Genomic DNA, 25,522 nt, shown 5'->3' with positions numbered 1-25,522 from the left:
GCGGAAATATGAACGAACTATTCAGGCAACCCAGTGATCGATCAGCAGGAACGCGAACAGCGCCATCAGGTACACGATGGAGTAGCCGAACATGCGCATCGAGAACATCTCGTCGGGCGGGTCGAGCATGCGCCAGGCGTACCAGAGGAACACCGCGTCCAGCACCAGGGTGCCGCCGAGGTAGAACACCCCGCTCATGCCCACCGCCACCGGCAGCAGCGTGACCACCACCAGCAGCACCGTGTACACCAGGATCTGCCGGCGGGTATGCGCCACGCCGTGGGTGACCGGCAGCATCGGGATCGAGGCCTTGGCGTAGTCGGCGCGGCGGAAGATCGCCAGCGCCCAGAAATGCGGCGGCGTCCACACGAAGATGATCAGCACCAGCAGCGAGGCATAGGCCCAGTCCCACTGCCCCTGCATGCCGGTGATCGCGGCCCAGCCCAGCAGCGGCGGCGCCGCACCGGCCAGGCCGCCGATGACGATGTTCTGCGGCGTGGTGCGCTTGAGGAACACCGTGTAGATCACCGCATAGCCGATCAACGAGGCGAAGGTCAGCACCGCGGTGATCCAGTTGACCCACACCACCAGCACGGTCATCGACAGCGCGGTCAGCAGCGCCGCGAACAGCAGCACCTGCCACGGCAGCACCTTGCCCACCACCAGCGGGCGCCAGGAGGTGCGTGCCATCTGCGCGTCGATGCGCGCGTCCAGCAACTGGTTGATCGCCGCCGCCGCCGAGGCCGCCAGCCAGATGCCGAAAAAGCCGAGCAGGCCGGTGCGCACCTGCGCCCAGGTCGGCAGCCCCGGGATCGCCAGGCACATGCCGACCAGGGCGGTGAACACGATCAACGCCACCACCTTGGGCTTGGTCAGGTCCCAGTAGTCGCGCCAGTGGACGCCGCGCGCGCTCATTGCGGCGCCCGCAAGCGCGCCAGCAACGACACCAGCACGAACAGCAGCGCCACCGCGCCGGCGTTGTGCAGCACCGCCACCGGCAAGGGCAGCGCCAGCTTGACGTTGAGGATGCCCAGGCACACCTGCGCGACCAGCAGCAGCGCCAGCGCCGCGGCCCAGCCGCGCATGCCCGGCGTGCGGCTCAGGCGCCAGCTCAGCCACAGCAGGTAGGCCGCCACCACCATCGCCATCATCCGGTGCGCCATCTGGATGGCGATCCGCGCCGCGCCGTCGAGCACGCCGCCTTCGTAATCCACGCCGATACCGCGCCACAGGGTGAAGCCCTCGCGGAAATCGTGCGGCGGCCACCACTGGCTGACGCAGCGCGGAAAGTTGTCGGCCGACCAGCTGCCGCCGCCGCAGGCCAGCGCCGCGTAGTTGGCGCTGACCCAGCCGCCCAGGGCGATCTGCAGCACCAGCACCGCCACGCCCAGGCGCAGCAGCCATTTCAGGCGTGGCGCATCGGCCAGAGTGATCGGCAGGTGGGTGGCGCGCCAGGCCATCCACACCAGCAGCGAGAACATCAGCAGGCCGCCCAGCAGGTGCCCCATCACCACGATCGGCTTGAGCAGCAGGGTCACCGTCCACATGCCCAGCAGGGCCTGGAAGATCACCACCGACAAGGTCAGCACCGCCGCGCGGGCCAGGTCGTCGTTGGACCAGCGCAGCGCCGCCAGCAGCAGGATCGCCTCGCCACCGACCGCCAGCAGCATCGCCAGCCCCGGCCAGCCGGACATGTACAACGGGATCGACAGCGCCACCAGCGCCGCCGCCGTGACGATCTGGGCGATGCCGAGGCGGCGGCGCCGCGCCGCCAGCAGCGACAGCACCAGCACCTCCACGCCCAGCGCGCCGGCCAGGAAGCGGTGGATCTGCTCGCGCCAGGCCTTGTGCGTCTCCAGCGGCCGGATCTTGCTGGCGGCGTGGGTGTCGGCTTCGGCACTGGTCTGCGGCCAGGTGATGCGGCCGTAGCAGGTCGGCCAGTCCGGGCAGCTCATGCCGGCATCGGACAGGCGCACGAACGAGCCGAACATGATGGTGCTGGCGGTGAACAGCGCCGCCAGCCAGGCCATGCGGTGGAAATGCCGGAACAGCGCCGGGCGCGCGAACAGGGTCATAGGGAGCGGCTCACAGGAGTTTCAGCAGCTTCGCCAGGTCCGCACGCAGCCCGACCGGGTCGAACCCGGGGGCATAGCGCAGCACCACGAAACCGTTCGGATCGATGACGTAGACCGGTACGCCGGCCGCATCGCGCACCCGCGGCAGCGCCGCCAGCAGCGCCGGGTCCGGGCGCAGCACCTGCACCTCCGGCAAGGCCCGCGTGGCGGCCGGCGGCGTGCCGATCCACAGGATCTGCACGTGGTCGGCGTCGTGGCCGAACAGCTGCCAGACCTTGTCCAGGTCGCGCGCCAGGGCGTCGCAGGCACTGCCGCAGTCGGCCGGCGGCGCCAGCGCGATGCGCCACAGCCGTCGCTGCGGCTCCCAGGCGTAGACGCGGCCGTCGGCCAGCCGCGGCTGCAGCGCACGCAGATCGGCCGGCGGCTGCAGCAGTTCGCCATGGTTGCGGCTGGCGGCCGGTTGCCAACCGGAAAAGCGCAACGCGCCGGCGACCAGCATCGAGCCGAAGAACAGGACGAACAACACGATCAGCGGCCAACGGCCGCGTGCGGCCGCCGGGCGCGGGGCCGGGGTGGGAGCATTCATGCCGGGGATTTTCTCATGCGCGCGCGCTCAGCGCCCGCCCCGTCCCCTGCGCGCGCGCCAGCTGAGCAGCGCCGCGGTGACCAGCACCGCCAGCGCCAGGCCGAACCACTGCACCGCATAACCCAAGTGGCGCTCGGGCGGCAGCGTGTTCGGCAGCAGGTCCAGGTCGCGCGGATAACCCAGCGGCAGGGCCGGATCCAGGCGCAGGACCTGCGACAAAATGTCGCGGCGGCCGAGTGCCTCGCCGATCGCCGCCGGCTCGATGCGCATCGCCAGCCAGCGCTGCGGCGACGGCGCCGCGACCAGCGCCGGGCCCAGGGTCAATCCATGCGACGGTGGCGGCCCGAGCAAGCCGGCCACGGTGTAGCGGCCCTGCAACGGTGCCGGTTCCGGCAGCGCGCGGTCGGCCGGCAGCGGCAGCCAGCCCAGTTCCACCAGCAGCGGCGCCGCCGCGCCGTCGGCCAGGAACGGCTGGTACACCTTCACCCCGCTGCGCCCCTGCCGCAGCTGGTTGTCGAGCAGGATCTGCTCGGGCAGAAAGCGGCCAGCGCCATGCACCCAGCGCAGTTGTCCGGGCGGTGTCGCACGCAGCGCATCGGCCAGCGTCTGCGGACGATCGCGCACATGCGCCGCTTGCGCCAACAGCGCCTGCTTCTCGTGCATGCGTTGCAGTTGCCAACGGCCGAGCATGCAAAAGCACACCGCCACCGCCAGCGCCACGCTCCAGCCCAGCCACAGCGGCATGCGTCGGCGCGCGCCCACGCGCGAGGCAGCGACGAGGGTCATAATGCGGACACACCATGCGCCGAGACGCCCATGAACGACTCGCTGAAGACCTTGCTGATCGTCGCGTTCCTGCTGCTCATCCTGTGGAACCTTGGCGCCGGCCTGTACTACCTGTTGGTGGACCGCGGCCAGAGCAAGCGCACGGTGAACGCGTTGACCTGGCGCATCGGCCTATCGGTGTGCCTGATCCTGCTGGTGATCCTGGGCATCTATACCGGAGTGATCAAGCCCCACGGGCTCGGGCGGTAGGCGTGGTGCGGGATTCGGGATTCGGGATTCGGGATTCGGGATTCGACAGCAGCATGCCGTCCGCACGAGCACTTTGCATGTGAGCGATCCAGTCAAAGCGCCTACGAGATGGATTCCCCGTAGGAGCGGCTTCAGCCGCGACGCCTTACCGGTAACGCATCGCGGCTGAAGCCGCTCCTACAACACACCGCAGCCAGGGACGCCGGCACGCGCGGAAACCAACCAATCCCCAATCCCAACTCCCCAATCCCCGCCCTCAAAGCACATAGACGAACAGGAACAGCGCCAGCCACACCACGTCGACGAAGTGCCAGTACCACGCCGCCGCTTCGAAAGCGAAGTGGTTGTCGCGGCTGAAGTGGCCGCGGCTGATCCGCAGCAGCATCACCAGCAGCATGATCGTGCCCAGCAGCACATGCGCGCCGTGGAAGCCGGTGAGCATGAAGAACGTGGAGCCGTAGATGCCCGAGCCCAGGGTCAGGTTGAGCTCCTTGTAGGCGTGCATGTACTCCTCGGCCTGGAAGTACAGGAAGGTGCAGCCCAGCGCCACGGTCAGCGCCTGGAACACCATCAGCCGGGTGCGCTGGCCGGCCTTGAGCGCGTGGTGGGCGATGGTCAGGGTCACGCCGGAGCTGAGCAGGATCAGCGTGTTGATCAACGGCAGGCCCCAGGCCGGGATGGTCTGGAACTGGCCGCCGATGCCGCCCGGGCCGTTGGTCGGCCAGGCCGCGGAGTAGCCGTCCCACAGCAGCGCGTTGGTCATCACCCCGTCGCCCTCGCCGCCCAGCCAGGGCAGGATGAAGGTGCGGGTGTAGAACAGCGCACCGAAGAAGGCGCCGAAGAACATCACCTCGGAGAAGATGAACCACACCATGCCCATGCGGAACGACACGTCGACCTGGCGGTTGTAGTGCCCGGCGATCGACTCGCGGATCACGTCGCCGAACCACATGAACAGCGTCGCCACCAGCATCGCGATGCCGGTGAAGAAGGTCCACTTGCCCCAGGACGCGTCGTTGAGCCAACTGGCCACGCCGATCATGGTCACGAACATCGCGATCGAGCCGATGAACGGCCAGCGGCTCTGGCTGGGCACGTAATAGGCATTGGCGGTGGCGTCGGTGCTGGGCTGGGCCATGGCAGGCATTCCGGTCGGGTCAGGGAGCCGCGCGCGCGGAACCGGCCAGTTTCGGCGATCCCAGTTCCGCGCTCAGCGCATCGTTCTTGTAGAAGGTGTAGGACAGGGTGATGGTGCTGATGTCGCTGGGCAGGTTGGGGTCGACGATGAAGCGCACCGGCATGTCGCGTTTCTCGCCGGCCTGCAGGGTCTGCGCGGTGAAGCAGAAGCACTCGGTCTTGGTGAAGTAGCCCGAAGCGCGCGCCGGCGCCACCGACGGCACCGCGCTGCCGACGATGGCATGCGCGCCGTCGTTGTGCGCGTAGTACAGCGCCTCGTTGAGCTCGCCCGGCACGACCTGCATGGTCAGCTGCTCCGGATGGAACGACCACGGCAGCTTGGAATTCACCCCACCATCGAACTGCACCGTGACCGTGCGCTTGCCGGCCAGCGACTTGCCGGCCTGCGGGCCTTCGCCGGGGCCGCGCTCCAGGCGCACGCCGAACACCTTCTCGCAGGCGATGCGATACAGCGGCACCAGCGAAAACGTGAGCAGAAACACCGCCAGCGCTACGCCGACCAGCTTGAACAGCCCGGCGCTGCTGTGCACCTGCGGCGCCGGCGCGTTCATCGGCCCAGCACCCCCGAAAGAATGAAGCCGACGTAGATCGCCAGCGCCACCGCGCCGACCACCAGCGCGGTGCGCGCCGCACGCTTGCGGCGCAGGACCAGGTCGTCGAGCGGAGGTTGCGCGGTCATCAGTGGCTGATGTCGTCGTGGGCCAGGTCGCCGGGCTTGATCACCGGCGGCAGGGTGAAGGTGTGCGCCGGCGCCGGCGACGGCACCGTCCACTCCAGGCCACGCGCGCCTTCCCACGAGCGCGCATCGGCGCGCGCGCCGTTGCGCAGCGACGCCAGCAGGATGCCGGCCATCAGGAACGGGGTGACGAACATGCCGAACGCACCGATCGAGCTGACCAGGTTCCAGTCGGCGAACACCACGTTGTAGTCGGGGATGCGCCGAGGCATGCCGGCCAGGCCAAGGAAGTGCTGCGGGAAGAACAGCAGGTTGACGAACAGCATCGTCCACCAGAAGTGGAACTTGGCCCAGGTCTCGTTGTACATGCGCCCGGTCCACTTCGGCCACCAGTAGTACACCGCCGCGATCAGCGCGAACACCGCACCGGTGACCAGCACGTAGTGGAAGTGCGCGACCACGAAGTAGGTGTCGTGGTACTGGAAGTCGGCCGGCACGATCGCCAGCATCAGCCCGGAGAAACCGCCGATGGTGAACAGGATGACGAAGGCGATGGACCACAGCATCGGCGACTCGAAGGTCATCGAGCCCTGCCACATGGTGCTGACCCAGTTGAACACCTTCACCCCGGTGGGGATGGAGATCAGCATGGTGGCGAACATGAAGTAGATCTCGCCGCCCAACGGCATGCCCACGGTGAACATGTGGTGCGCCCAGACGATGAAGCTCAGGAACGCGATCGCCGCGATCGCGTAGACCATCGCCTGGTAGCCGAACAGCGGCTTACGGCTGAAGGTCGGGATGATTTCGCTGATCACGCCGAACGCCGGCAGGATCATGATGTAGACCTCGGGGTGCCCGAAGAACCAGAAGATGTGCTGGTACATCACCGGGTCGCCGCCGCCGGCGGCGTTGAAGAACGAGGTGCCGAAGAACTTGTCGGTGAGCAGCATGGTCACCGCGCCGGCCAGCACCGGCATCACCGCGATCAGCAGGAACGCGGTGATCAGCCAGGCCCAGCAGAAGATCGGCATCTTCAGCAGGTCGATGCCCGGCGCGCGCATGTTGAGCACGGTGGCGATGATGTTGATCGCGCCCATGATCGAGCTGATGCCGGCGACGTGGATGGCGAACACCGAGAAGGCGACGTTGTAGCCGCCCTGCAGCATCAGCGGCGGATACATCGTCCAGCCGCCGGCCGGCGCGCCGCCAGGCAAGAAGAAGGTCAGCAGCAACAGGGTGAAGGCCACCGGCAGCAGCCAGAACGACCAGTTGTTCATGCGCGGCAGCGCCATGTCCGGCGCGCCGATCTGCAGCGGGATCATCCAGTTGGCCAGGCCGACGAAGGCCGGCATTACCCCGCCGAAGATCATCACCAGCGCGTGCACGGTGGTCATCTGGTTGAACTGCTCGGGCTTGATGTATTGCAGGCCCGGCTGCGCGAGCTCGAGGCGGATCATCACGCTCATCGCCGCACCGACGATGAACATGGTGAAGCTGAAAAGCAGGTACAGCGTGCCGATGTCCTTGTGGTTGGTCGAGAAGAACCAACGCTCGACGAAGCTCTGCTGATGCCCGTGCTCGTCGTGGTGATCGACTGCCGAATGGGCCATGGCGGCTACCTCAGAAAAGGAATGCTGGAGATCAGGCGGCTTGCACGATCAGGTGCGAGTCGGAACGAGGACGCGACAGCCGCGCCTGCGGCGGCGCCGTCGGCGCCTGGGCGTCGGCGGGCGCGGCAGCGGGTTCGGCGGTGGCCGGCGCAGCAGCCGGGGCCGCTGCCGGCGTGGCCGGCGCAGGCGCGGCGGCGGGCGCCGGCTTGCGCGATGCCAGCCACTTCTGGAAGTCCTGCTTGCTCACCGCCTCGACCACGATCGGCATGAAGCCGTGGTCCTTGCCGCACAGTTCGGCGCACTGGCCGCGGTACACCCCGGGGGTGTCGATGCTGGTCCAGGCCTCGTTGATGATCCCGGGGATGGCGTCCTGCTTCCAGCCCAGCGCCGGCACCCACCAGGCGTGGATGACGTCGTCGGCGGTGATGACGAAGCGCACCTTGGTGTTCACCGGCAGCACCAGCCGGTTGTCCACGTCCAGCAGGTAGTGTGGGTCGTGCTCGAGCGTGGGCACCGCATGGCTCTGCCGCAGGCGATCGGAACTGCGCGCCAGGCGGCTGGTGAACGACACGTTCTCGCCCAGGTATTCGTAGCGCCACATCCACTGGTAACCGGTGACCTTCACCGTCATCTCGGCATCGCGGGTGTCGTACATCGCGATCAGCTTGGCGGTGGCCGGCCAGGCCATCACGATCAGGATCAGCACCGGGATCACCGTCCACACGATCTCGGCCTTGGTGTTGTGGCTGAACTGCGCCGGCACCGCGCCCTTGGACTTGCGGAACTTGAAGATCGCATAGGCCATCGCGCCGAACACCAGCACGCCGATGACCACGCAGACCCACAACGCGACCATGTGCGCGTCGTACGCGTTGCGCGCGCTCTGGGTGACGCCCCTGCCCATGTTGAGTTGCCACGGCTTGGGATCGGCCGACTGCGCCCACGCCAGCGGTGCGGCCATCGCCGCCGCCAACGCCATCCCGCCCCTGACCGCCTGTTGCACCCACCCGCCGCGTTGCTTCATTGCCTAGACCCCTTGGAGCGTCATCGGTTGCGGCCGGTCACGGCCGCGAGCAAGCCTTCCAGGGTCTGCGCCAGTTGCCGGCGTTCGTCGGGGCCGAGGAATTCGCCGACCCGGACCTGCTTGCCGCTGGATGCCAGCACCACCCTGTCGTCGCCTTCGATCCGCAACCGCACCCAATGCGGATGGGCGCGGAACGCCGGCGTTCCTGCATTCGGACGGGTCACTTCCACGCAGGCCGGACCCACCCGGATATCCTCTTCGCGCTCGCCGCCGCGCCACGACCAATGCAGCGCGAGCGCCACCACGATGCTGTGCAACAGGGCGAACGCAGGCGCGAACACATTGCCGGCGAGCCACCCCAGCCCAGCCACGGCCCACATCGCCCCGGCCAGTGCGAGGAACAACAACACGAATTGCCGGGCATTCAACGCCCGCGGCGGTCGCAGCCGCAGCTGCGTACCCGACCCCTCCGGAGAAAACGGAAACATTTCGATCATGTCGAACCGCGCTTCCGAACCGCTCGCGCCCGAGCCGCGAGCACGCCTGGATGGTAGCCCCCGGCCTGCGCGGCGGCAAGCGCACGTTCACCATAAAAAATGCTGCAGCGCAACCAGATTCGCGTTCAGCCACGGCGCTGCCGCCGTCGCCTTGCAGATACCGGCAACCCCCTGCGCGTGCAGGCGCTGACATAAAATGGTGGGCTCTGTCCCTGGCCTTTCCCGCATGAACGCTCTGCCTGGCGCCGGCTCTGTTCCGGCGATGCCGTCCGCGTCTCCTTCGCCCTTGCTGTCCCCCGAACTCCCGCCCGCACCGCAGGCCCTGCGCGCGGCGATCACCGCCGCCTGGCTCAAGGACGAAGCCGAACACGTGCGCGAACTGCTCGAGCAGGCGCGCCTGCCTGCGGCCGACCAGGCCAAGGTGCAGGCGCTGGCCGCCGACCTGGTCACCCGGGTGCGCGCCCGCGCCCAGGACCAGGGCGCGATCGAAGCCTTCATGCGCCAGTACGACCTCGGCAGCGAGGAAGGCGTGCTGCTGATGTGCGTGGCCGAAGCGCTGCTGCGCATCCCCGACCAGGACACCGCCGACAAGCTGATCCGCGACAAGCTCGGCGATGCGGACTGGAAGAAGCACATGGGCGAGAGCGACTCGATCCTCGTCAATGCTTCGACCTGGGGCCTGATGCTCACCGGCAAGCTGGTGCAGATCAACGACCTCACCCGCGCCGACGTGTCCGGCGCGTTCAAGCGCCTGATCGGCCGCGTCGGCGAGCCGGTGATCCGCCTGGCGGTGCGCCAGGCGATGAAGATCATGGGCCACCAGTTCGTGATGGGCCGGACCATCGGCGAGGCGCTGACCCGCTCGAAGAAGGGCGACAACGCCCACTATCGCTACTCGTTCGACATGCTCGGCGAAGGCGCGCTGACCATGAAGGACGCGCAGCGCTATCTCGATGCCTATCGCCAGGCGATCCACGCCATCGGCAAGCACTTCGCCGCGCAGCGCCAGCAGGGCGGCAAGGACGCGGTGTTCGCCGCGCCCAGCATCTCGATCAAGCTCTCCGCGCTGTACCCGCGCTACGAGCACGCCAAGCGCGCGCGGGTGATGGCCGAGCTGGTGCCGGGCGTGCTGGAGCTGGCGCAACTGGCCAAGTCCTACGGCATCGGCTACACGGTCGACGCCGAAGAAGCCGATCGCCTGGAACTGTCGCTGGACATCATCGAGGCCACCTTCTCCGATCCCTCGCTGGACGGCTGGGAGGGCTACGGCCTGGCGGTGCAGGCGTACCAGAAGCGCACCCCGTATACGATCGATTTCCTCGCCGACCTGGCGCGCCGCGTCGGCCGCCGCATCCCGGTGCGCCTGGTCAAGGGCGCGTACTGGGACGCGGAGATCAAGCGCGCGCAGGTCGAGGGCCACCCGGGCTACCCGGTGTTCACCCGCAAGCAGAACACCGACGTGTCCTACCTGGCCTGCGCCAAGCGCCTGTTCGCGCACAGCGACGCGCTGTATCCGATGTTCGCCACCCACAACGCGCAGACCATCGCCGCGGTGCGCGCCATCGCCGGCGGCCGCGACTACGAGCACCAGAAGCTGCACGGCATGGGCGACGACCTCTATGCCGAAGTGATCCCCGCCGACCGCCTCGGCGTGCCCTGCCGCGTGTACGCGCCGGTGGGTTCGCACGAGGACCTGCTGCCGTACCTGGTGCGACGCCTGCTGGAGAACGGCGCCAACTCCAGCTTCGTCAACCGCATCACCGACGAAGACGTGGCCATCGAAGACCTGATCCGCGACCCGGTCGAGGCCGTGTCCGCATTCGCCTCCATCCCGCATCCGAAGATTCCGCTGCCGGTCGATCTGCTGCGCAGCCAGAACCACAACAGGAAGAACTCCATGGGCGCCAACCTCGCCAACGACAACGATCTGCGCGCGCTGGCCGACCAGCTCAACACCGCGCTCAAGCCCTGGCAGGCCGCACCGCTGGTGCCCGGCGCGGTGATCGCCGGCGATGCGCTGCCGGTCGCCAACCCGGCCGACCGCCGCCAGGTCGTCGGCCACTGGAAGCCGGCCGATGCCGCCACCGTGGAGAAGGCGCTCAGCAATGCCGCAGCCGCCTACCCGGCCTGGAACCGCACCCCGGCCGCCAGCCGCGCCACCATCCTCGAACACGCCGCCGACCTGCTGGAAGCGCGCATGCCCGAGTTCATGGCGCTGTGCGTCAAGGAAGCCGGCAAGACCCTGCCCGACGGCGTCGCCGAAGTGCGCGAAGCGGTGGATTTCCTGCGCTACTACGCCGGCCAGGCGCGTGCGCAGTTCGGCGCGCCCGAGCGCCTGCCCGGGCCGACCGGCGAATCCAACGAACTGCAGCTGCACGGCCGTGGCGTGTTTGTCTGCATCAGCCCGTGGAATTTCCCGCTGGCGATCTTCCTCGGCCAGGTCGCCGCGGCGCTGGCCGCCGGCAACAGCGTCATCGCCAAGCCGGCCGAGCAGACCAACCTGGTCGGCCATGCCGCGGTGAAGCTGCTGCACGAAGCGGGCGTGCCGGAAGCGGTGGTGCAGTTCCTGCCCGGCGACGGCGCCACCGTCGGCGCCGCGCTGACCCGCGATCCGCGCGTGGCCGGCGTCGCCTTCACCGGTTCCACCGAGACCGCGCGTGCGATCAACCGCGCGCTGGCCGCGCGCGATGCCGCCATCGGCGTGCTGATCGCCGAGACCGGCGGCCAGAACGCCTTCATCGCCGATTCCTCGTCGCTGCCGGAAGCGGTGGTCAAGGACGCCATCTCCAGCGCCTTCATCTCCGCCGGCCAGCGCTGCTCGGCCGCGCGCGTGCTGTTCGTGCAGGACGACATCGCCGACAAGGTGATGACCATGCTCGCCGGCGCCATGGCCGAACTGAAGGTCGGCGACCCCGGCCTGCTGTCCACCGACGTCGGCCCGGTGATCGACGCCGACGCGCTGCAGATCCTCACCGACCACGCCGCGCGCATGGACCGCGAAGCGCGCGCGATCGCCGTGGCCGCCACCGACGACGCCACCGCGCACGGCAGCTTCTTCGCCCCGCGCGCCTACGAGCTGCAGTCGCTGGCGCAGCTGCAGCGCGAGATCTTCGGCCCGGTGCTGCACGTGATCCGCTGGAAGGCCGACCAGCTCGATGCGGTGATCGACCAGATCAACGCCACCGGCTACGGCCTGACCCTGGGCGTGCATTCGCGCATCGACGAGACCATCGAGCGCATCGCCTCGCGCGTGGCGGTGGGCAACGTCTACGTCAACCGCAACCAGATCGGCGCGGTGGTCGGCGTGCAGCCGTTCGGCGGCCAGGGCCTGTCCGGCACCGGCCCCAAGGCCGGCGGCCCGCACTACCTGCTGCGCTTCGCCACCGAGAAGGTGGTGACGGTCAACACCACCGCCGCCGGCGGCAACGCCTCGCTGCTGACCCTGGGCGACTGACCGCCCCGCTCGGCGCAGCGTTCCGCCCGGAACCTGCGCCGGTCGCCGCCTGCCGCAGCGCGCAGCGCACGCTTACGGACAGGCACAAAAAAAGCCCCGCCGAAGCGGGGCTTTTTCGTGAACCGCGAAGCGCCTGCGATCAGAACTTGTAGTTGACCGAGGCCGCCAGCACGTTGCCGCTCACGTCGTAGTCGCCGACGAGGGTGTTGCCGGTGGCGGTGGTGGTGGCGATGCTCGGATCGTTGGTGAACAGGTGGGTGTAGCCGAAGCTGTACTCGGCCTGCTCGGACGGCTTCCAGGTCAGACCCAGCGAGACCCACTTGCGGCTCGCGTCCGGCACGCGCACGTCGCGGTGCTGGTCGGTGGTCGGAGTCTGGTCGTAGGCCAGGCCGCCACGCAGGGTCAGCGTATCGCTCATGCGGTAGTCGGCACCCAGCGACACGAAGGTGGTGTCGCGGTACGAGAAGTCCAGCACGCTGTCGGGCTGGTTGGAGGCGAAGTCGACGGTGACCTTGTCGAACTTGCTCCAGGCGGTGCGGGTGACGTCGGCCATCACCGTCCACTGCTCGTTGATGTTGTGGGTGAAGCTGGCGGTGGCGCTGGCCGGCAGCTTGACCGTGGCGCGGCCCTTGGTGTCGACGAAGGTGCCCGGCGCGGCGAAGGCCAACACGGTGGCGGCATTGCCCGGCACGGTGAAGTTGGCATCGCCGTCGGTGATCTTGTGCTCGACCTGCGACCGGTAGCTGAAGCCGATGTGGGTGTTCTCGTCGATGCTGAACAGGCCGCCCAGGGTGAAGCCGACCTCGGTGTTGTCGCCCTTGATGCGCGAGAAACCATCGGCGCTGCCCGGCGCGAAGCCCGGCACGCGGCGCGAGGCCAGGATGGTGCCGAAGTCGATGGCGTTGGTCAGGTCGATGTCCAGGCGCTCGGCGAACACCGACGCGCCGAACGACACGTACGGATTGACGTCGTAGGAGAAGGCGAAGTTCAGGTCGATCGCCTGCAGCTCGGTCTTGACGCCGTTGTAGCGGCCGACCCAGTCGCGGTCGTATTCGGTCTTGAAGCCGAACGGCACGGTCAGCGAGGTGCCGAAGTGCATGTTGTTGTTTTCGCCGAACGGCATGTGGAAGTACACCGCCGGAACCGGCGCGATCATGCCGGCGTCGCCGCCGCGGCCGCCGGAGATCGGCGCGCCGGTGGCGTAGGTGCCGCCGTCGCCCTGGTACTTGGCCGAGAACTGGATGGCGCTGACGTCGGCCTGGAACACCTTGCCGTCGAGCTGGCGCATGCCGGCCGGGTTCACGGCGATGATCGAGGCATCGCCGGGGGCGCTGCCGGAGCCGGCGAACGCGCGGCCCAGGCCCTTGGCGCTGTTCTCCTTGAGCTGGAACGCGGCGCCGTGCGCCTGGCCCATGGCCAGCGCGCCGACGATGCCGACGGCCAGAGCGGTGAAACGGACGAACTGGGTTGCGTTTTGCATGGCTAGTTTTTCTCCGGAAGACGAAGTGTCTGTGTTCGCGCCTGCGCAACCCCGCACCGTAAAGGCTCAGGAATGCGCGCCGGAGTCCCCTCCCGACATACGACGCCGTATGCGAGTATACCCCGCACCGTTAACTAAACAATAACGACATGATGCGTTCAGGTTCGTGTGGAGTCGGCGTGCGTTCAGCCGAATGAAGCCCTTATCTTGGCGTCCCTGGCGGTCTCCGGTTCCCCTTCCCTCGCATGTTCGTTTCCATCCCTTCCCGCGAACGCACCACGTTGCGCTGGGCCACCCCGCTGCTGTTCGCGGCGATGTGGCTGGCCTTCCTGTGGTCGATCAGCCGTCCCGACGAGGCGCGCGCGACCCTGTGGCTGGACTGGGGCGCGCTCTCGGCCGGGGTCGGCAGCCCGCGCGATTGGCTGGCGACGGTGCAGGACGGCAGCGTGCTGCGCCTGTTCACCGCGCTGTTCCTGCACGCCGACTGGTCGCACCTGCTCGGCAACCTGGTGTTCCTGCTGATCTTCGGCCTGCCCGCCGAGCGCGTGCTGGGACCGTGGCGGTTCCTGCTGCTGTTCCTGGGCGGCGGGGCGATCTCCAATCTGGCCGCGGTGTTCGCGATCGGCACCCCGGACCGGGTCATCATCGGCGCCAGCGGCGCGGTCTCGGCATTGATCGGCACCTACCTGGCGCTGTTCCCGCGGGCCAAGCTCGGCGTGGTGCTGCCGCTGGGGCTGTTCCTGGAATTCGTGCGCGCCCCGGCCTCGCTGCTGATCGGCACCTGGGCGGCGCTGCAGGTGGTGTTCGCCTACATCGGCCCGGCCTTCGGCATGGTGGCGTGGTCGGCGCACCTGGCCGGCTTCGCCTTCGGCATGGTCTACGGGCTGTACGTGCGCGCGGCGATTGCGCGGCGGCTGCGCAAGCGCAAGGGTTTCTGAGCCGCCTGCGGCAACGGCGCCCGTATACTGCGGGCATGTTCAAGCACCTGTACAAAGTGACCTTCCTCAACCACGGCAAGGTCTACGAGCTGTACTGCCAGCATGTGGGCAGCAGCCATCTGTGGGGCTTCACCGAGATCGGCACGCTGGTGTTCGACGTGCACGACGGGCTGGTGATCGATCCCACCGAGGAACGCCTGCGCGAGGAGTTCGGCGCCACCAAGACGCTGCACCTGCCGATGCAGAGCATCGTGCGCATCGAAGAGGTGGAGAAGAAGGGGCCGTCGGCGATCCGCGACGCGGCCACCGGCGAGAAGGTGGTCACGCCGTTCCCGATGCCGGGCAAGCCACGCTGAGCCGATGCGCATCCTGATCGCCGACGACTATCAGGATGCGGTGCGCCACCTGCCCTGCTTCGCGCGGCTGCAGGCGCACAGCGTGCAGGTGCTGACCGCGCTTGCGCCCGATCGCGACACCCTGGTCCGGTATGCCGCCGAGGCCGAGGCGCTGGTGCTGATCCGCGAGCGCACCCGCATCGACGCCACCCTGCTGGCGCGACTGCCCAAGTTGCGCCTGATCAGCCAGACCGGGCGGATCGGCGAACACATCGACCTGGCCGCCTGCACCGCGCGCGGTGTGGCCGTGGCCGAAGGCATCGGCTCGCCGGTGGCACCGGCGGAACTGACCTGGGCGCTGCTGATGGCGGCCAGCCGGCACGTGCCCGCCTACCGCGATGCGCTGCTGGGCGGGCAATGGCAGGCGACCGGCGATGCGCAGCTGGGCCGCAGCCTGGAGGGCCTGACCCTCGGCATCTGGAGCTACGGCAAGATCGGCCGGCGCGTCGCCGCCTACGGCCGCGCCTTCGGCATGCGCGTGCAGGTATGGGGCAGCGCGGACAGCTGCGCGCAAGCGCGCGCCGACGGCTTCGCGGTCGCCACCAGCCGCGAGGCGCTATTCGCCGAGAGCGATGTGCTGAGCCTGCATCGCCGCCTGGTCGCGGCCACCCGTCACCAGATCGGATTGGACGATCTGCTGCGGATGAAACCGGATGCGCTGCTGGTCAACACCAGCCGTGCCGAACTCATCGCGCCCGGCGCGCTGCTGGCCGCGCTGGATGCCGGGCGCCCGGGACAGGCGGCGCTGGACGTGTTCGAACAGGAGCCGATCCTGGACCCGCAGCATCCGCTGCTGCGGCATCCGCGGGTGCTGGCGACGCCGCACCTGGGCTACGTCGAACAAAGCAGCTACGCGCTATATTTCGGCGCCGCCTTCGACAACGTGCTGGCCTTCGCCGCCGGCACGCCGCAGCGGCTGGCCAATCCCGAGGTCCTCAGCGTCGCCGACTGAGCCGTTGGCCACCGCCGCCGCGCAGCGGCCACGCCGCGCGCGGTGGCGACGGTGCCGCCCGCGGGCTCAGGTTCCAGACGCTGGAGCCGGTTCGGTCTTGTCGGACTCGGTCTTTGCAGGTTCCGACTTGGCAGGCTCGGGCTTTGCCGGCTCCGCCGCCGGCGGCTTCGCCGGAGCCGCCTTCGGCGCGACGCCCGCCGGCTTGTGTGCCGGCTTGGCCTTGCCCTTGCCGGCCGGTGCCGCCGCAGCCGCCCGCGCCACGGCGCCAGGCTGCTTCAGTTCGGCCAGCGCCTGCGCGATCGGGCCATCGCCCGGCAGCACGTCGCCGGCGGTGTAGCCCTCGGCGCCCTCGTCGTCGCCATGCAGGTGGCCCGGCAGGGTCGCTTCGCTGTAGTCGGCGATCGCGGCCGGCTTGTCGGCATCGTCCGCGCTGGCCTCCGGGTGCAGCACCACGTCGGGCACGATGCCGCTGGCCTGGATCGACTTGCCGCTCGGCGTGTAGTAGCGCGCGGTGGTCAGCTTGACCGAGTCGCCGTTGTCCAGCGGCAGCACGGTCTGCACCGAACCCTTGCCGAAGGTGCGGCTGCCGACGATGCGCGCGCGCTTGTTGTCGCGCAGCGCGCCAGCAAGCACTTCCGAGGCGCTGGCCGAACCGGCGTCCACCAGCACCACCATCGGCGCGCCGTTGAGCAGGTCGCCGGGGGTGGCGTCGAACTTGGAGTCGCTGACCGAGATGCGCCCGCGGGTGCTGACGATGGTGCCCTTGTCGAGCACGTCGTCGGCCACCTGCACCGCCGCGGTCAGCAGGCCGCCCGGATTGCTGCGCAGGTCCAGCACCAGCCCGCGCAGCTTGCCGCCGGCCTGCGCCTGCAACTGCTGCAGCTGCTTGTGGAAATCGGCGCCGGTGTCGGCCTGGAAGGTGCTGATGCGGATGTAGCCGTAGCCCGGCTCGAGCATGCGGCTGCGCACGCTGGCCACGCGGATGGTCTGCCGGGTCAGGGTCACGTCGAACGGCTTGGCCACCTTGTCGCGGGCGATGGTCAGCACGACCTTGCTGCCCGGCTCGCCGCGCAGCGGCTCCATTGCCTTGACCGCGCTGATCGGCTTGCCGTCGATGGCGATGATGATGTCGCCCGAGCGCAGGCCGGCGCGCGCGGCGGGCGTATCGTCGATCGGCGACACCACCTTGAGCGTGTTGTCCGGCAACTGCAGCAGCTCCACGCCGATGCCGTCGTAGGCGCCGCTGGTCTGCTCGTCGAAGGCTTCGGCGTCTTCCTTGCTGAAATAGGTGCTGTGCGGATCCAGGTCCAGCAGCAGGCCGCGGATCGCGGACTGCATCAGCTTCTTGTCGTCGACCGGATCGACGTAGGCTTCCTTCACCGCGTTGTAGACCGCGACGTAGCGACGGATCTCGTCCAGCGGCACCTTGGCGCTGGCCGATTCGGTGGCGTCGGGATCGTCGGCGCTGGCCGCCGGGGCCGTGGGCGCCTGCGCCTCGGCGCGTTGCGCCATCGACGGCAGCGGCGCCAGAGCGAGCAACAGGGCTGCGGACAGGACTACGCGCATGAAGCACTCCGATTGGGGAAGACCCGCACCGTGCACGGCGCGGTTGTCCGGATTATGCGCGAAGCCGAGCTAAATTCGCGTTGAACGCGCCGCGCCGGCGTGGCTCAGCGGCGCTGCAGCCACGACGCCGGATCCACCGGCTGGCCATTGCGGCGCAGTTCGAAGTACAGCGCCGGGCGGCCCTGCCCGCCGGAATTGCCGACCTTGGCCACCGCATCGCCGCGCTTGACCTTGGCGCCGGCGTCGCGCAGCAGCGTGTCGTTGTGCGCGTACAGGCTCATGTAGCCGTTGCCGTGGTCCACGATCAGGATCATGCCGTAGCCGGTCATCCAGTCGGAGAACACCACCGTGCCGTCGGCGACCGCGGTGACGGTGCTGCCGGCAGGTGCGGCGATCAGCACGCCGCTGCTGGTGCGCCCGTCGGGCAGGCGGCCGCCGTAGCGCGCGATCAGGTCGCCCGACAGCGGCCAGCCCAGGCCACCGACCTTCAGCGGCGGCGCCGAGGCGACCACCTTGGGCGGCACCTTGCCGCCTCCACGCCCGGCCTTCGCCGCGGCCTTGGCCTGCGCCGCCTGTTCGGCCGCCTCGCGCCTGGCCGCGGCACGGCGCTCGGCCTCGGCGCGTGCGGCGGCGGCGCGCAGGTTGGCAAGCAGCGTCTCCAGCGCCTTGGCGTCCTGGCCCAGCGCCTTCTCGCGTTCGCTGCGGTCCTGGTAGCGCTGGTCCAGTTCCGAGACGACACTGGCGCGCTGCTTGCGGTCGCGCTGCAAGGCCTGGGCCTGTTCCTGCTGGCGGCGCTGCGCTTCGCTCAGTTGCTGCTTCTGCTCGACGACCTCGCGCTGCACCTGTTCCAGCGCCTGCAACTCGTGGGTCAGCGTGGCGATGCGCTGCGCGCGCTCGCGCTGCAGATAGCGGTGATAGGCCAGCAGGCGGTTGGCGTCGGCCACGCGGTCCTGCGCCAGCAGCAGCTTCAGCGGCGCATTGCCGCCGATGGCATAGGCCGCCCGCAGCAGTTGCGCCAGTTCGGCGCGCTGCCGCGTCAAACCGCTGCGCAGGCCATCGCGCTTGCGCTCGAGCTCGGCCAGGGTCTGCTGGTGCCGCTGCAGCGCCTGCTGCGTCTGCGCCAGGCTGCGACCGGTGGCGGCGACCTTTTCGTCGGCGTCGCGCAACTGGCGCGCGGCGTCGCCACGCTTGCCTTCCAACTGCCGCCGCTCCTCGGCCACGCTCTTCAGTTCGTTGCGCACCTTCTCCAGGCGCTTCTCGGCCTCGCGCGGATTCTGCGCCGCGGCCAACCCGGCGGTCAGCAGCCACGCCACCGCCAGCAGGCTGCGCAACGGCCCGCGCCATTGCACGCGCGCACGCCGCTCGACCGCGCGGGGCGCGGCGGAATACGGTGGGACAAGCGCGGCTGCGGGCAAAGGAGGGTCCAGTGACTTCAGGCAGGTGTGGATTGTAGCGAAGCGTGTTGTGATCGCCTCACGATTGATTGCGGCCGCATCGTCGGCGCCCGGGAGGTGAAGGATGAAACGCATGCATCTGGCGGTTGTGCTGGCGCTGGCCCTGACGGCCGGCCCGGCGTTCGCGGGCGAAGGCATCAGCAAGGTCAACGGCAGCATCACTGCCGACGCCGGCAAGCAGTACGGCGACCTGGAAACGGTCAACGGCAGCATCAACGTCCAGTCCGGCGCCCAGGTGGGCAGCGTGGAAACGGTCAACGGCAGCGTCAAGGTCGCCGACGGCGCACAGACCAAGGGCTTGTCCACGGTCAACGGCGGCATCACCATTGGCGAGCGCGCACAGGTCGCCGGTTCCATCGAAACCGTCAACGGCGGCATCTTCGTCGACCGCGGCGGCCGCGTCGGCGGCGGCATCGAAAGCGTCAACGGCAGCATCGGCCTGGTCGCCACGCAATTGGACAAGGGCATCGAGACGGTCAACGGCGACATCACCGTCGGCCATGATTCGCATGTCGGTGGCGGCATTTCGATCAACAAGCCCAGCTTCAGCATGTCGTTCAAGCCGACGCGCAAGCCACGGGTCATCGTCGGCCCCCGCGCGGTGATCGACGGCCCGCTGCGCTTCGAGCGCGAAGTGACCCTGTACGTGCACCGCAGCGCCAAGACCGGGCCGATCACCGGCGCCACCGCGCTGCCGTTCGACGGCGACACCGCGCCGAACAACTGAGCGATGCCGTAGTGCCGCGCGCGCTCGGATGCGCGCGGCTTGCCTATAGAATCCAGGGTTCCCTCGCCACCAGGAGCCCCCATGTCCCGCAAGCTCGTGCTGTGCCTGGCCGCAGCCGCGGCGCTGACTGCGTGCAAACGCGAAGCGCCCGCCCCGGCCGCCGACACCGCGCCACCGGCCGCGGCGCCCGCGCCCGCTGCGGCGCCCACGCACGCGTTCTCCACCGGGATCGCACCGGCGGACTTCGCGGAACTGGTCAAGACGCTGTCCTCCGACGCCTTCGAAGGCCGCGGTCCCGGCACGCCGGGCGAGGACAAGACGGTCGCCTACATCCGTGACCAGATGCAGCGCATCGGCCTGCAGCCCGGCAACGGCGACAGCTGGTTCCAGGACGTGGCGATGACCGAGACCACCGCGGCGCCCGGCACCACGCTCACCATTGCCCACGACGGCGCAGCACGACAGCTCGCCTTCGGCACCGACATGGTGGTGGGCACGCGCACCGGCCAGCCCGAGGTCAAGCTCGATGGCAGCGACATGGTCTTCGTTGGCTACGGCGTGGACGCGCCGGAGCAGAAGTGGAACGACTATGCCGGCCAGGACTGGAAGGGCAAGACCGTGGTGATGTTCGTCAACGACCCCGGCTTCCACACCGGCGACGGCAGCCTGTTCGAAGGCAAGCGCATGACCTACTACGGGCGCTGGACCTACAAGTTCGAGGAGGCCGCGCGCAAGGGCGCCGCCGCCGCGTTGATCGTGCACGACACGCCCGGCGCCAGCTACGGCTGGGACGTGGTCAAGAACTCCTGGTCCGGCGCGCAGTACGACCTCCCGGCGAAGGACGATCCGGAGCCGCGCATCCCGGTGCAGGGCTGGATCACCGCCGAGGCGGCCAAGCAGTTGTTCGCCGATGCCGGCCTGGATCTGGCGCAAGCGTACAAGGACGCCAGCAAGCGCGGCTTCAAGCCGGTCCCGCTGAAGGCCAAGCTCTCGGTGGACCTGAAGAGCACCATCGCCGAGAAGACCTCGCGCAACGTGGTCGGCGTGCTGCCCGGCAGCAGCCGCGCCGACGAAGCGGTGCTGTACATGGCGCACTGGGATCACCTGGGCAAGCACGAGGGCGAGCCCGGCGACAACATTTACAACGGTGCGGTCGACAACGCCACCGGCGTGGCCGGCATCCTCGAAATCGCCGAGGCGTTCGCGCACCAGCAGCCCAAGCCCGAGCGTTCGGTGGTGTTCCTGGCGGTGACGCTGGAGGAGTCGGGGCTGCTCGGTTCCAAGTACTACGTGGCGCATCCGACCTTCCCGCTGAACAAGATCGCCGGCGTCATCAACCTCGATGCGATGCCGGTGGCCGGGCGTGCCAAGGACCTGGTGGTCAACGGGTTCGGCAGCTCGCAACTGGAAGATATGCTCAAGCCGATCGCCGCCGCGCAAGGCCGCGTGCTGCACTCCGAGGACGCACCGCAGAGCGGGTTCTACTTCCGATCCGATCACTTCAACTTCGCCAAGGCCGGCGTGCCGGCGCTGTACATCGACGGCGGCGAAGACCTGGTCGACGGCGGCATCGAAGCCGGGCGCCGTGCCGCGGCAGAGTACGCCAAGCGCTATCACACGCCGGCCGACGAATACGATCCGGCGACCTGGAAGCTCGACGGCGTGATGGACGACCTGCAGGCAGTGTACGGCGTCGGCAAGGAACTGGCCGCCGGCGACAGCTGGCCGAACTGGTATCCGGACAATCCGTTCAAGGCCGCACGCGACAAGATGATGGGCCGGCCGACGTCGCTGCCGGCGGCCGAGCCTGCCGCCAGCAAGTAGGCGGCGGCTTCCTTAGTTTCATGGCAACGGCGCTTCGGCGCCGTTGTCGTCTCTGCCCCCATCGGTCGCGCGGCGCACCGGGCATCGTCGCTGCCACCACCTCGTGCAGATCGCTTTCCGCACGCAGTGGTGCGCGGTTGTGGGAACGTCTTCCGAGCGCCTCGAATGCCGATCGGAAGCCCAACCGCAGAGCAATTCGGCCGCGACAATTGCCACCGCCACAGAAAAGCCCGGGCATGTGCTGCCCGGGCTTTCATGGGATAACGATAGCGCATGACGTGACCGCGGCGGCTGACCGCCACGGTCGCCGTCGGCTCAGGCCGCCTGCTTGGTCTGCGCCAGGCTGGCCATGTCGATGACGAAGCGGTACTTCACGTCACCCTTGAGCATGCGCTCGTAGGCCTCGTTGATCTGCGCCATCTCGATCGTCTCGATGTCGGACACGATGCCGTGCTTGGCGCAGAAATCCAGCATTTCCTGGGTCTCACGGATGCCGCCGATCAGCGAACCGGCCAGCTGGCGCCGCTTCATGATCAGGTTGAACACCGTCGGCGACGGGTGCGGCTCGGCCGGCGCGCCGACCAGGGTCATGGTGCCGTCGCGCTTGAGCAGGGTCAGGAACGCATCCAGGTCGTGCGGTGCCGCCACGGTGTTGAGGATGAAATCGAAGCTGTTGGTGTGCGCCGCCATCTCGTCGGCGTTCTTCGACACCACCACCTCGTTCGCGCCCAGACGCAGCGCATCCTCGCGCTTGCCGGCCGACGTGGTGAACAGCACGACATGCGCGCCCATGGCGTGGGCGATCTTCACGCCCATGTGGCCAAGGCCGCCCAGGCCGACGATGCCGACCTTCTTGCCCGGGCCGACCTTCCAGTGATTCAGCGGCGAATAGGTGGTGATGCCAGCGCACAGCAGCGGCGCCACCGCCGCCAGGTGTTCGGCATCGTGGCGGATGTGCAGCGTGTACTTCTCGTCGACCACGATGTGATCGGAGTAGCCACCATAGGTGTTCTCCCCGCCGAACATCGGACCGTTGTAGGTACCGACGAAGCCGTTCTCGCAGTACTGCTCTTCGCCATCGGCGCAGGAGGCGCAATGCCGGCAGCTATCGACCATGCAGCCGACACCAGCCAGGTCGCCGACCTTGAAGGCGGTGACCTGATCGCCCACCGCGGTAATGCGGCCGACGATTTCATGGCCCGGGACGGACGGATACTGGGTGTTGTGCCATTCATTGCGGGCGGTGTGCAGATCCGAGTGGCAGACGCCACAGTAGAGGATCTCGATGCTGACATCGTGCGCACCGAGCGCACGGCGCTCGAAGGTGAAGGGGGTCAGCGGCTGATCGGATGCCTGAGCGGCGTATCCATTGGCTTGGCTCATGGGGAAGGCCTCGTGGTGGGTGAAAGGGGCCGAGAGCGATGCGCGAATCAGGCAGAGATGCCCACGCGGTCGCCGAAATCGGGAAAAAGTCTAAGCGGCGTGGCATGAAAGGCACGCATCGCCACATGGAACGGTGCGATGCGCTTGCTCTGAATCCGCTGTCGAAGCGAACAAGTGTGGACTGGCGCACGTGTTCGGCTGAACGTAGCCGCACTCCACAGACGGCGTGCGGGCGGAATGCCGGCGCTTCAGCCACAGCACTACGGAAGGGCTGCGACGCGGGACGTCTCGATGCGCGCGATATCGCAACTCATGGCGCGGCACAGCGGCGCGTGAGGCGGCCAAGCGTTGGCCGCATCCGCCCCTGCGGGCCCCCTTCTTCCGAGGGGAGAAGGAAGGAACCGAGCCCCTCTCCCCCCGGGAGAGGGGTTGGGGTGAGGGTGCGGCGCGCAGCCCCCGGGTGTCATGTTGCCGCGGGGTCGGGTTGGTTTTTTCAGGCGCAATAAAAAATCCCCGTCCTTTCGGACGGGGATTTGGGGTAAAGCCCCTGGCGATGACCTACTCTCGCATGGCTTGAGCCACACTACCATCGGCGCAGCTGCGTTTCACTTCCGAGTTCGGGATGGGATCGGGTGGTTCCACAGCGCTAATTTCACCAGGGAGACGGTTGGAGTGTCGCCGCGTGCGTGTTCTCGGTTGTTGGACCGAGGACGGCAGGGCGCCAGCCTCTCATGGGGTGTGATGTAGCGAGCGAGTGAGAGCGATCGACGTGTGTCGCGCTAAGGGATGCTTCGAGGAAGCATCTTGAGGTTATATGGTCAAGCCGCACGGATCATTAGTATCAGTTAGCTCAATGCATTGCTGCACTTACACACCTGACCTATCAACCACGTAGTCTACATGGTTCCTTTAGGGGACTTGTGTCCCGGGAGATCTCATCTTGAGGCGCGCTTCCCGCTTAGATGCTTTCAGCGGTTATCGCTTCCGAACATAGCTACCCGGCAATGCCACTGGCGTGACAACCGGAACACCAGAGGTTCGTCCACTCCGGTCCTCTCGTACTAGGAGCAGCCCCTCTCAAATCTCCAACGCCCATGGCAGATAGGGACCGAACTGTCTCACGACGTTCTGAACCCAGCTCGCGTACCACTTTAAATGGCGAACAGCCATACCCTTGGGACCGACTACAGCCCCAGGATGTGATGAGCCGACATCGAGGTGCCAAACACCGCCGTCGATATGAACTCTTGGGCGGTATCAGCCTGTTATCCCCGGAGTACCTTTTATCCGTTGAGCGATGGCCCTTCCATACAGAACCACCGGATCACTAAGACCTACTTTCGTACCTGCTTGATCCGTCGATCTTGCAGTCAAGCACGCTTATGCCTTTGCACACAGTGCGCGATGTCCGACCGCGCTGAGCGTACCTTCGTGCTCCTCCGTTACTCTTTAGGAGGAGACCGCCCCAGTCAAACTACCCACCATACACGGTCCCCGATCCGGATTACGGACCTAGGTTAGAACGTCAAGCACGACAGGGTGGTATTTCAAGGATGGCTCCACTGCAGCTAGCGCCACAGTTTCATAGCCTCCCACCTATCCTACACAGACGAACTCAACGTTCAGTGTAAAGCTATAGTAAAGGTTCACGGGGTCTTTCCGTCTTGCCACGGGAACGCTGCATCTTCACAGCGATTTCAATTTCACTGAGTCTCGGGTGGAGACAGCGCCGCTGTCGTTACGCCATTCGTGCAGGTCGGAACTTACCCGACAAGGAATTTCGCTACCTTAGGACCGTTATAGTTACGGCCGCCGTTTACTGGGGCTTCGATCAAGAGCTTCGCCTTGCGGCTGACCCCATCAATTAACCTTCCAGCACCGGGCAGGCGTCACACCCTATACGTCCACTTTCGTGTTTGCAGAGTGCTGTGTTTTTGATAAACAGTCGCAGCGGCCTGGTTTCTGCGACCCTCTTCAGCTATAGCTCGCACGAGCCACCAAAAAGGGTGCACCTTCTCCCGAAGTTACGGTGCCATGTTGCCTAGTTCCTTCACCCGAGTTCTCTCAAGCGCCTGAGAATTCTCATCCTACCCACCTGTGTCGGTTTACGGTACGGTCTGCGTAAGCTGAAGCTTAGGAGCTTTTCCTGGAAGCGTGGTATCAGTGACTTCGTCTAAAAGACTCGTCTCGGTGCTCGGTCTTAAAGGATCCCGGATTTGCCAAAGATCCAAACCTACCGCCTTTCCCCGGGACAACCAACGCCCGGTACACCTAACCTTCTCCGTCCCTCCATCGCACTTACGCGAGGTGCAGGAATATTAACCTGCTTCCCATCGACTACGGCTTTCGCCCTCGCCTTAGGGGCCGACTCACCCTGCGCCGATTAACGTTGCGCAAGGAAACCTTGGGCTTTCGGCGTGCGGGTTTTTCACCCGCATTGTCGTTACTCATGTCAGCATTCGCACTTCCGATACCTCCAGCAGACTTCTCAATCCACCTTCGCAGGCTTACGGAACGCTCCTCTACCGCGCATCGCTTATCGCGATGCACCCCAAGCTTCGGTTCACTGCTTAGCCCCGTTAAATCTTCCGCGCAGACCGACTCGACCAGTGAGCTATTACGCTTTCTTTAAAGGGTGGCTGCTTC

General features: G+C 67.5%; 21 protein-coding genes and 2 rRNA genes (1 of these 23 cut by a window edge). 7 read left to right on the top strand and 16 right to left on the bottom strand.

The features are described from left to right. Positions 1-21 precede the first annotated feature (21 nt). The 4 genes from cyoE to AC1PK7_RS02430 are packed head-to-tail and all read right to left on the bottom strand — an operon-like array spanning position 22 to position 3,447. The gene (gene cyoE, locus AC1PK7_RS02445) at positions 22-915 is read right to left on the bottom strand and encodes a heme o synthase (RefSeq protein WP_481099745.1); all 894 of its coding nucleotides are present in this window, start codon (positions 913-915) and stop codon (positions 22-24) included. Continuing rightward, on the bottom strand, positions 912-2,075 hold the full coding sequence (locus AC1PK7_RS02440) for a COX15/CtaA family protein (protein ID WP_209032308.1): 1,164 nt from the start codon (positions 2,073-2,075) through the stop codon (positions 912-914). Before AC1PK7_RS02440 ends, cyoE begins: the two co-directional genes overlap by 4 nt. Before the next feature lie 10 nt (positions 2,076-2,085). Next, a complete protein-coding gene (locus AC1PK7_RS02435) occupies positions 2,086-2,661 on the bottom strand; it encodes a hypothetical protein (RefSeq protein ID WP_481099744.1) in 576 nt (191 codons plus the stop codon). A 27-nt stretch (positions 2,662-2,688) separates the two neighbouring features. Further along, positions 2,689-3,447: an SURF1 family protein gene (locus AC1PK7_RS02430; RefSeq protein WP_481099743.1), complete on the bottom strand. Its 759-nt coding sequence runs from the start codon at positions 3,445-3,447 to the stop codon at positions 2,689-2,691. A 30-nt stretch (positions 3,448-3,477) separates the two neighbouring features. On the opposite strand from AC1PK7_RS02430, the gene AC1PK7_RS02425 reads away from it, so the two are divergent. Beyond that, a complete protein-coding gene (locus tag AC1PK7_RS02425) occupies positions 3,478-3,696 on the top strand; it encodes a twin transmembrane helix small protein (protein ID WP_010341612.1) in 219 nt (72 codons plus the stop codon). Between the two features lie 256 nt (positions 3,697-3,952). On the opposite strand, the gene AC1PK7_RS02420 is transcribed toward AC1PK7_RS02425, so the two are convergent. The 6 genes from AC1PK7_RS02420 to AC1PK7_RS02395 are packed head-to-tail and all read right to left on the bottom strand — an operon-like array spanning position 3,953 to position 8,703. Continuing rightward, entirely contained in the window at positions 3,953-4,834 is an 882-nt protein-coding gene (locus tag AC1PK7_RS02420; protein WP_010341611.1) for a cytochrome c oxidase subunit 3, read from the bottom strand. Positions 4,835-4,853: 19 nt separating this feature from the next. Then, positions 4,854-5,444: a cytochrome c oxidase assembly protein gene (locus tag AC1PK7_RS02415; RefSeq protein WP_371183590.1), complete on the bottom strand. Its 591-nt coding sequence runs from the start codon at positions 5,442-5,444 to the stop codon at positions 4,854-4,856. Then, entirely contained in the window at positions 5,441-5,572 is a 132-nt protein-coding gene (locus AC1PK7_RS02410; protein WP_010341609.1) for a hypothetical protein, read from the bottom strand. Before AC1PK7_RS02410 ends, AC1PK7_RS02415 begins: the two co-directional genes overlap by 4 nt. Continuing rightward, positions 5,572-7,182 (bottom strand): cytochrome c oxidase subunit I, encoded by a 1,611-nt coding sequence (ctaD, locus tag AC1PK7_RS02405; protein WP_481099742.1) that lies wholly within the window; start codon positions 7,180-7,182, stop codon positions 5,572-5,574. The genes AC1PK7_RS02410 and ctaD overlap by 1 nt, the downstream gene beginning before the upstream one ends. A gap of 31 nt (positions 7,183-7,213) precedes the next feature. Further along, the gene (gene coxB, locus AC1PK7_RS02400; protein WP_481099741.1) at positions 7,214-8,206 is read right to left on the bottom strand and encodes a cytochrome c oxidase subunit II; all 993 of its coding nucleotides are present in this window, start codon (positions 8,204-8,206) and stop codon (positions 7,214-7,216) included. A 20-nt stretch (positions 8,207-8,226) separates the two neighbouring features. Then, positions 8,227-8,703, bottom strand: a complete 477-nt coding sequence (locus tag AC1PK7_RS02395; protein ID WP_029561818.1) for a DUF2244 domain-containing protein — start codon at positions 8,701-8,703, stop codon at positions 8,227-8,229. 262 nt (positions 8,704-8,965) lie between these two features. On the opposite strand from AC1PK7_RS02395, the gene putA reads away from it, so the two are divergent. Beyond that, positions 8,966-12,157: a bifunctional proline dehydrogenase/L-glutamate gamma-semialdehyde dehydrogenase PutA gene (putA, locus tag AC1PK7_RS02390; RefSeq protein ID WP_481100826.1), complete on the top strand. Its 3,192-nt coding sequence runs from the start codon at positions 8,966-8,968 to the stop codon at positions 12,155-12,157. Positions 12,158-12,296: 139 nt separating this feature from the next. On the opposite strand, the gene AC1PK7_RS02385 is transcribed toward putA, so the two are convergent. Beyond that, the gene (locus AC1PK7_RS02385; protein ID WP_420008744.1) at positions 12,297-13,637 is read right to left on the bottom strand and encodes an outer membrane protein transport protein; all 1,341 of its coding nucleotides are present in this window, start codon (positions 13,635-13,637) and stop codon (positions 12,297-12,299) included. A 245-nt stretch (positions 13,638-13,882) separates the two neighbouring features. On the opposite strand from AC1PK7_RS02385, the gene AC1PK7_RS02380 reads away from it, so the two are divergent. From AC1PK7_RS02380 to AC1PK7_RS02370, 3 genes are read left to right on the top strand one after another with little or no spacing between them, the layout of a single operon-like run. Next, positions 13,883-14,575: a rhomboid family intramembrane serine protease gene (locus AC1PK7_RS02380; RefSeq protein ID WP_010340917.1), complete on the top strand. Its 693-nt coding sequence runs from the start codon at positions 13,883-13,885 to the stop codon at positions 14,573-14,575. Positions 14,576-14,610: 35 nt separating this feature from the next. After that, positions 14,611-14,931 carry a DUF1820 family protein gene (locus AC1PK7_RS02375; protein ID WP_209032314.1) on the top strand — a complete coding sequence of 107 codons (321 nt, stop codon included), beginning with the start codon at positions 14,611-14,613 and terminating at the stop codon, positions 14,929-14,931. A 4-nt stretch (positions 14,932-14,935) separates the two neighbouring features. Next, complete coding sequence (locus AC1PK7_RS02370; RefSeq protein WP_481099740.1) at positions 14,936-15,922, top strand: D-2-hydroxyacid dehydrogenase family protein; 987 nt, start codon at positions 14,936-14,938, stop codon at positions 15,920-15,922. A 66-nt stretch (positions 15,923-15,988) separates the two neighbouring features. Here AC1PK7_RS02370 and AC1PK7_RS02365 read toward each other — a convergent pair whose 3' ends face one another. Further along, a complete protein-coding gene (locus AC1PK7_RS02365) occupies positions 15,989-17,488 on the bottom strand; it encodes a S41 family peptidase (protein WP_481099739.1) in 1,500 nt (499 codons plus the stop codon). Between the two features lie 104 nt (positions 17,489-17,592). Continuing rightward, positions 17,593-18,837, bottom strand: coding sequence for a murein hydrolase activator EnvC family protein (locus tag AC1PK7_RS02360; RefSeq protein ID WP_481099738.1), 1,245 nt, complete (start codon positions 18,835-18,837; stop codon positions 17,593-17,595). 169 nt (positions 18,838-19,006) lie between these two features. Between AC1PK7_RS02360 and AC1PK7_RS02355 the strand changes: the two genes are divergently transcribed. Both AC1PK7_RS02355 and AC1PK7_RS02350 read left to right on the top strand, forming a co-directional pair. After that, positions 19,007-19,669 (top strand): hypothetical protein, encoded by a 663-nt coding sequence (locus tag AC1PK7_RS02355; protein ID WP_481099737.1) that lies wholly within the window; start codon positions 19,007-19,009, stop codon positions 19,667-19,669. An 81-nt stretch (positions 19,670-19,750) separates the two neighbouring features. Next, on the top strand, positions 19,751-21,493 hold the full coding sequence (locus tag AC1PK7_RS02350) for a M28 family metallopeptidase (protein WP_481099736.1): 1,743 nt from the start codon (positions 19,751-19,753) through the stop codon (positions 21,491-21,493). 315 nt (positions 21,494-21,808) lie between these two features. Here AC1PK7_RS02350 and AC1PK7_RS02345 read toward each other — a convergent pair whose 3' ends face one another. From AC1PK7_RS02345 to AC1PK7_RS02335, 3 genes are all read right to left on the bottom strand, one after another. Further along, positions 21,809-22,876: an NAD(P)-dependent alcohol dehydrogenase gene (locus tag AC1PK7_RS02345; protein WP_420008740.1), complete on the bottom strand. Its 1,068-nt coding sequence runs from the start codon at positions 22,874-22,876 to the stop codon at positions 21,809-21,811. 545 nt (positions 22,877-23,421) lie between these two features. Continuing rightward, a 5S ribosomal RNA gene (gene rrf, locus AC1PK7_RS02340) occupies positions 23,422-23,536 on the bottom strand. A gap of 154 nt (positions 23,537-23,690) precedes the next feature. Further along, positions 23,691-25,522: ribosomal RNA gene (locus AC1PK7_RS02335) — 23S ribosomal RNA — on the bottom strand (it continues 1,048 nt past the right edge of the window).

It is taken from the genome of Xanthomonas sp. NCPPB 3174 (assembly GCF_056725205.1).
This window is presented reverse-complemented; position numbering and strand designations above follow the sequence as displayed.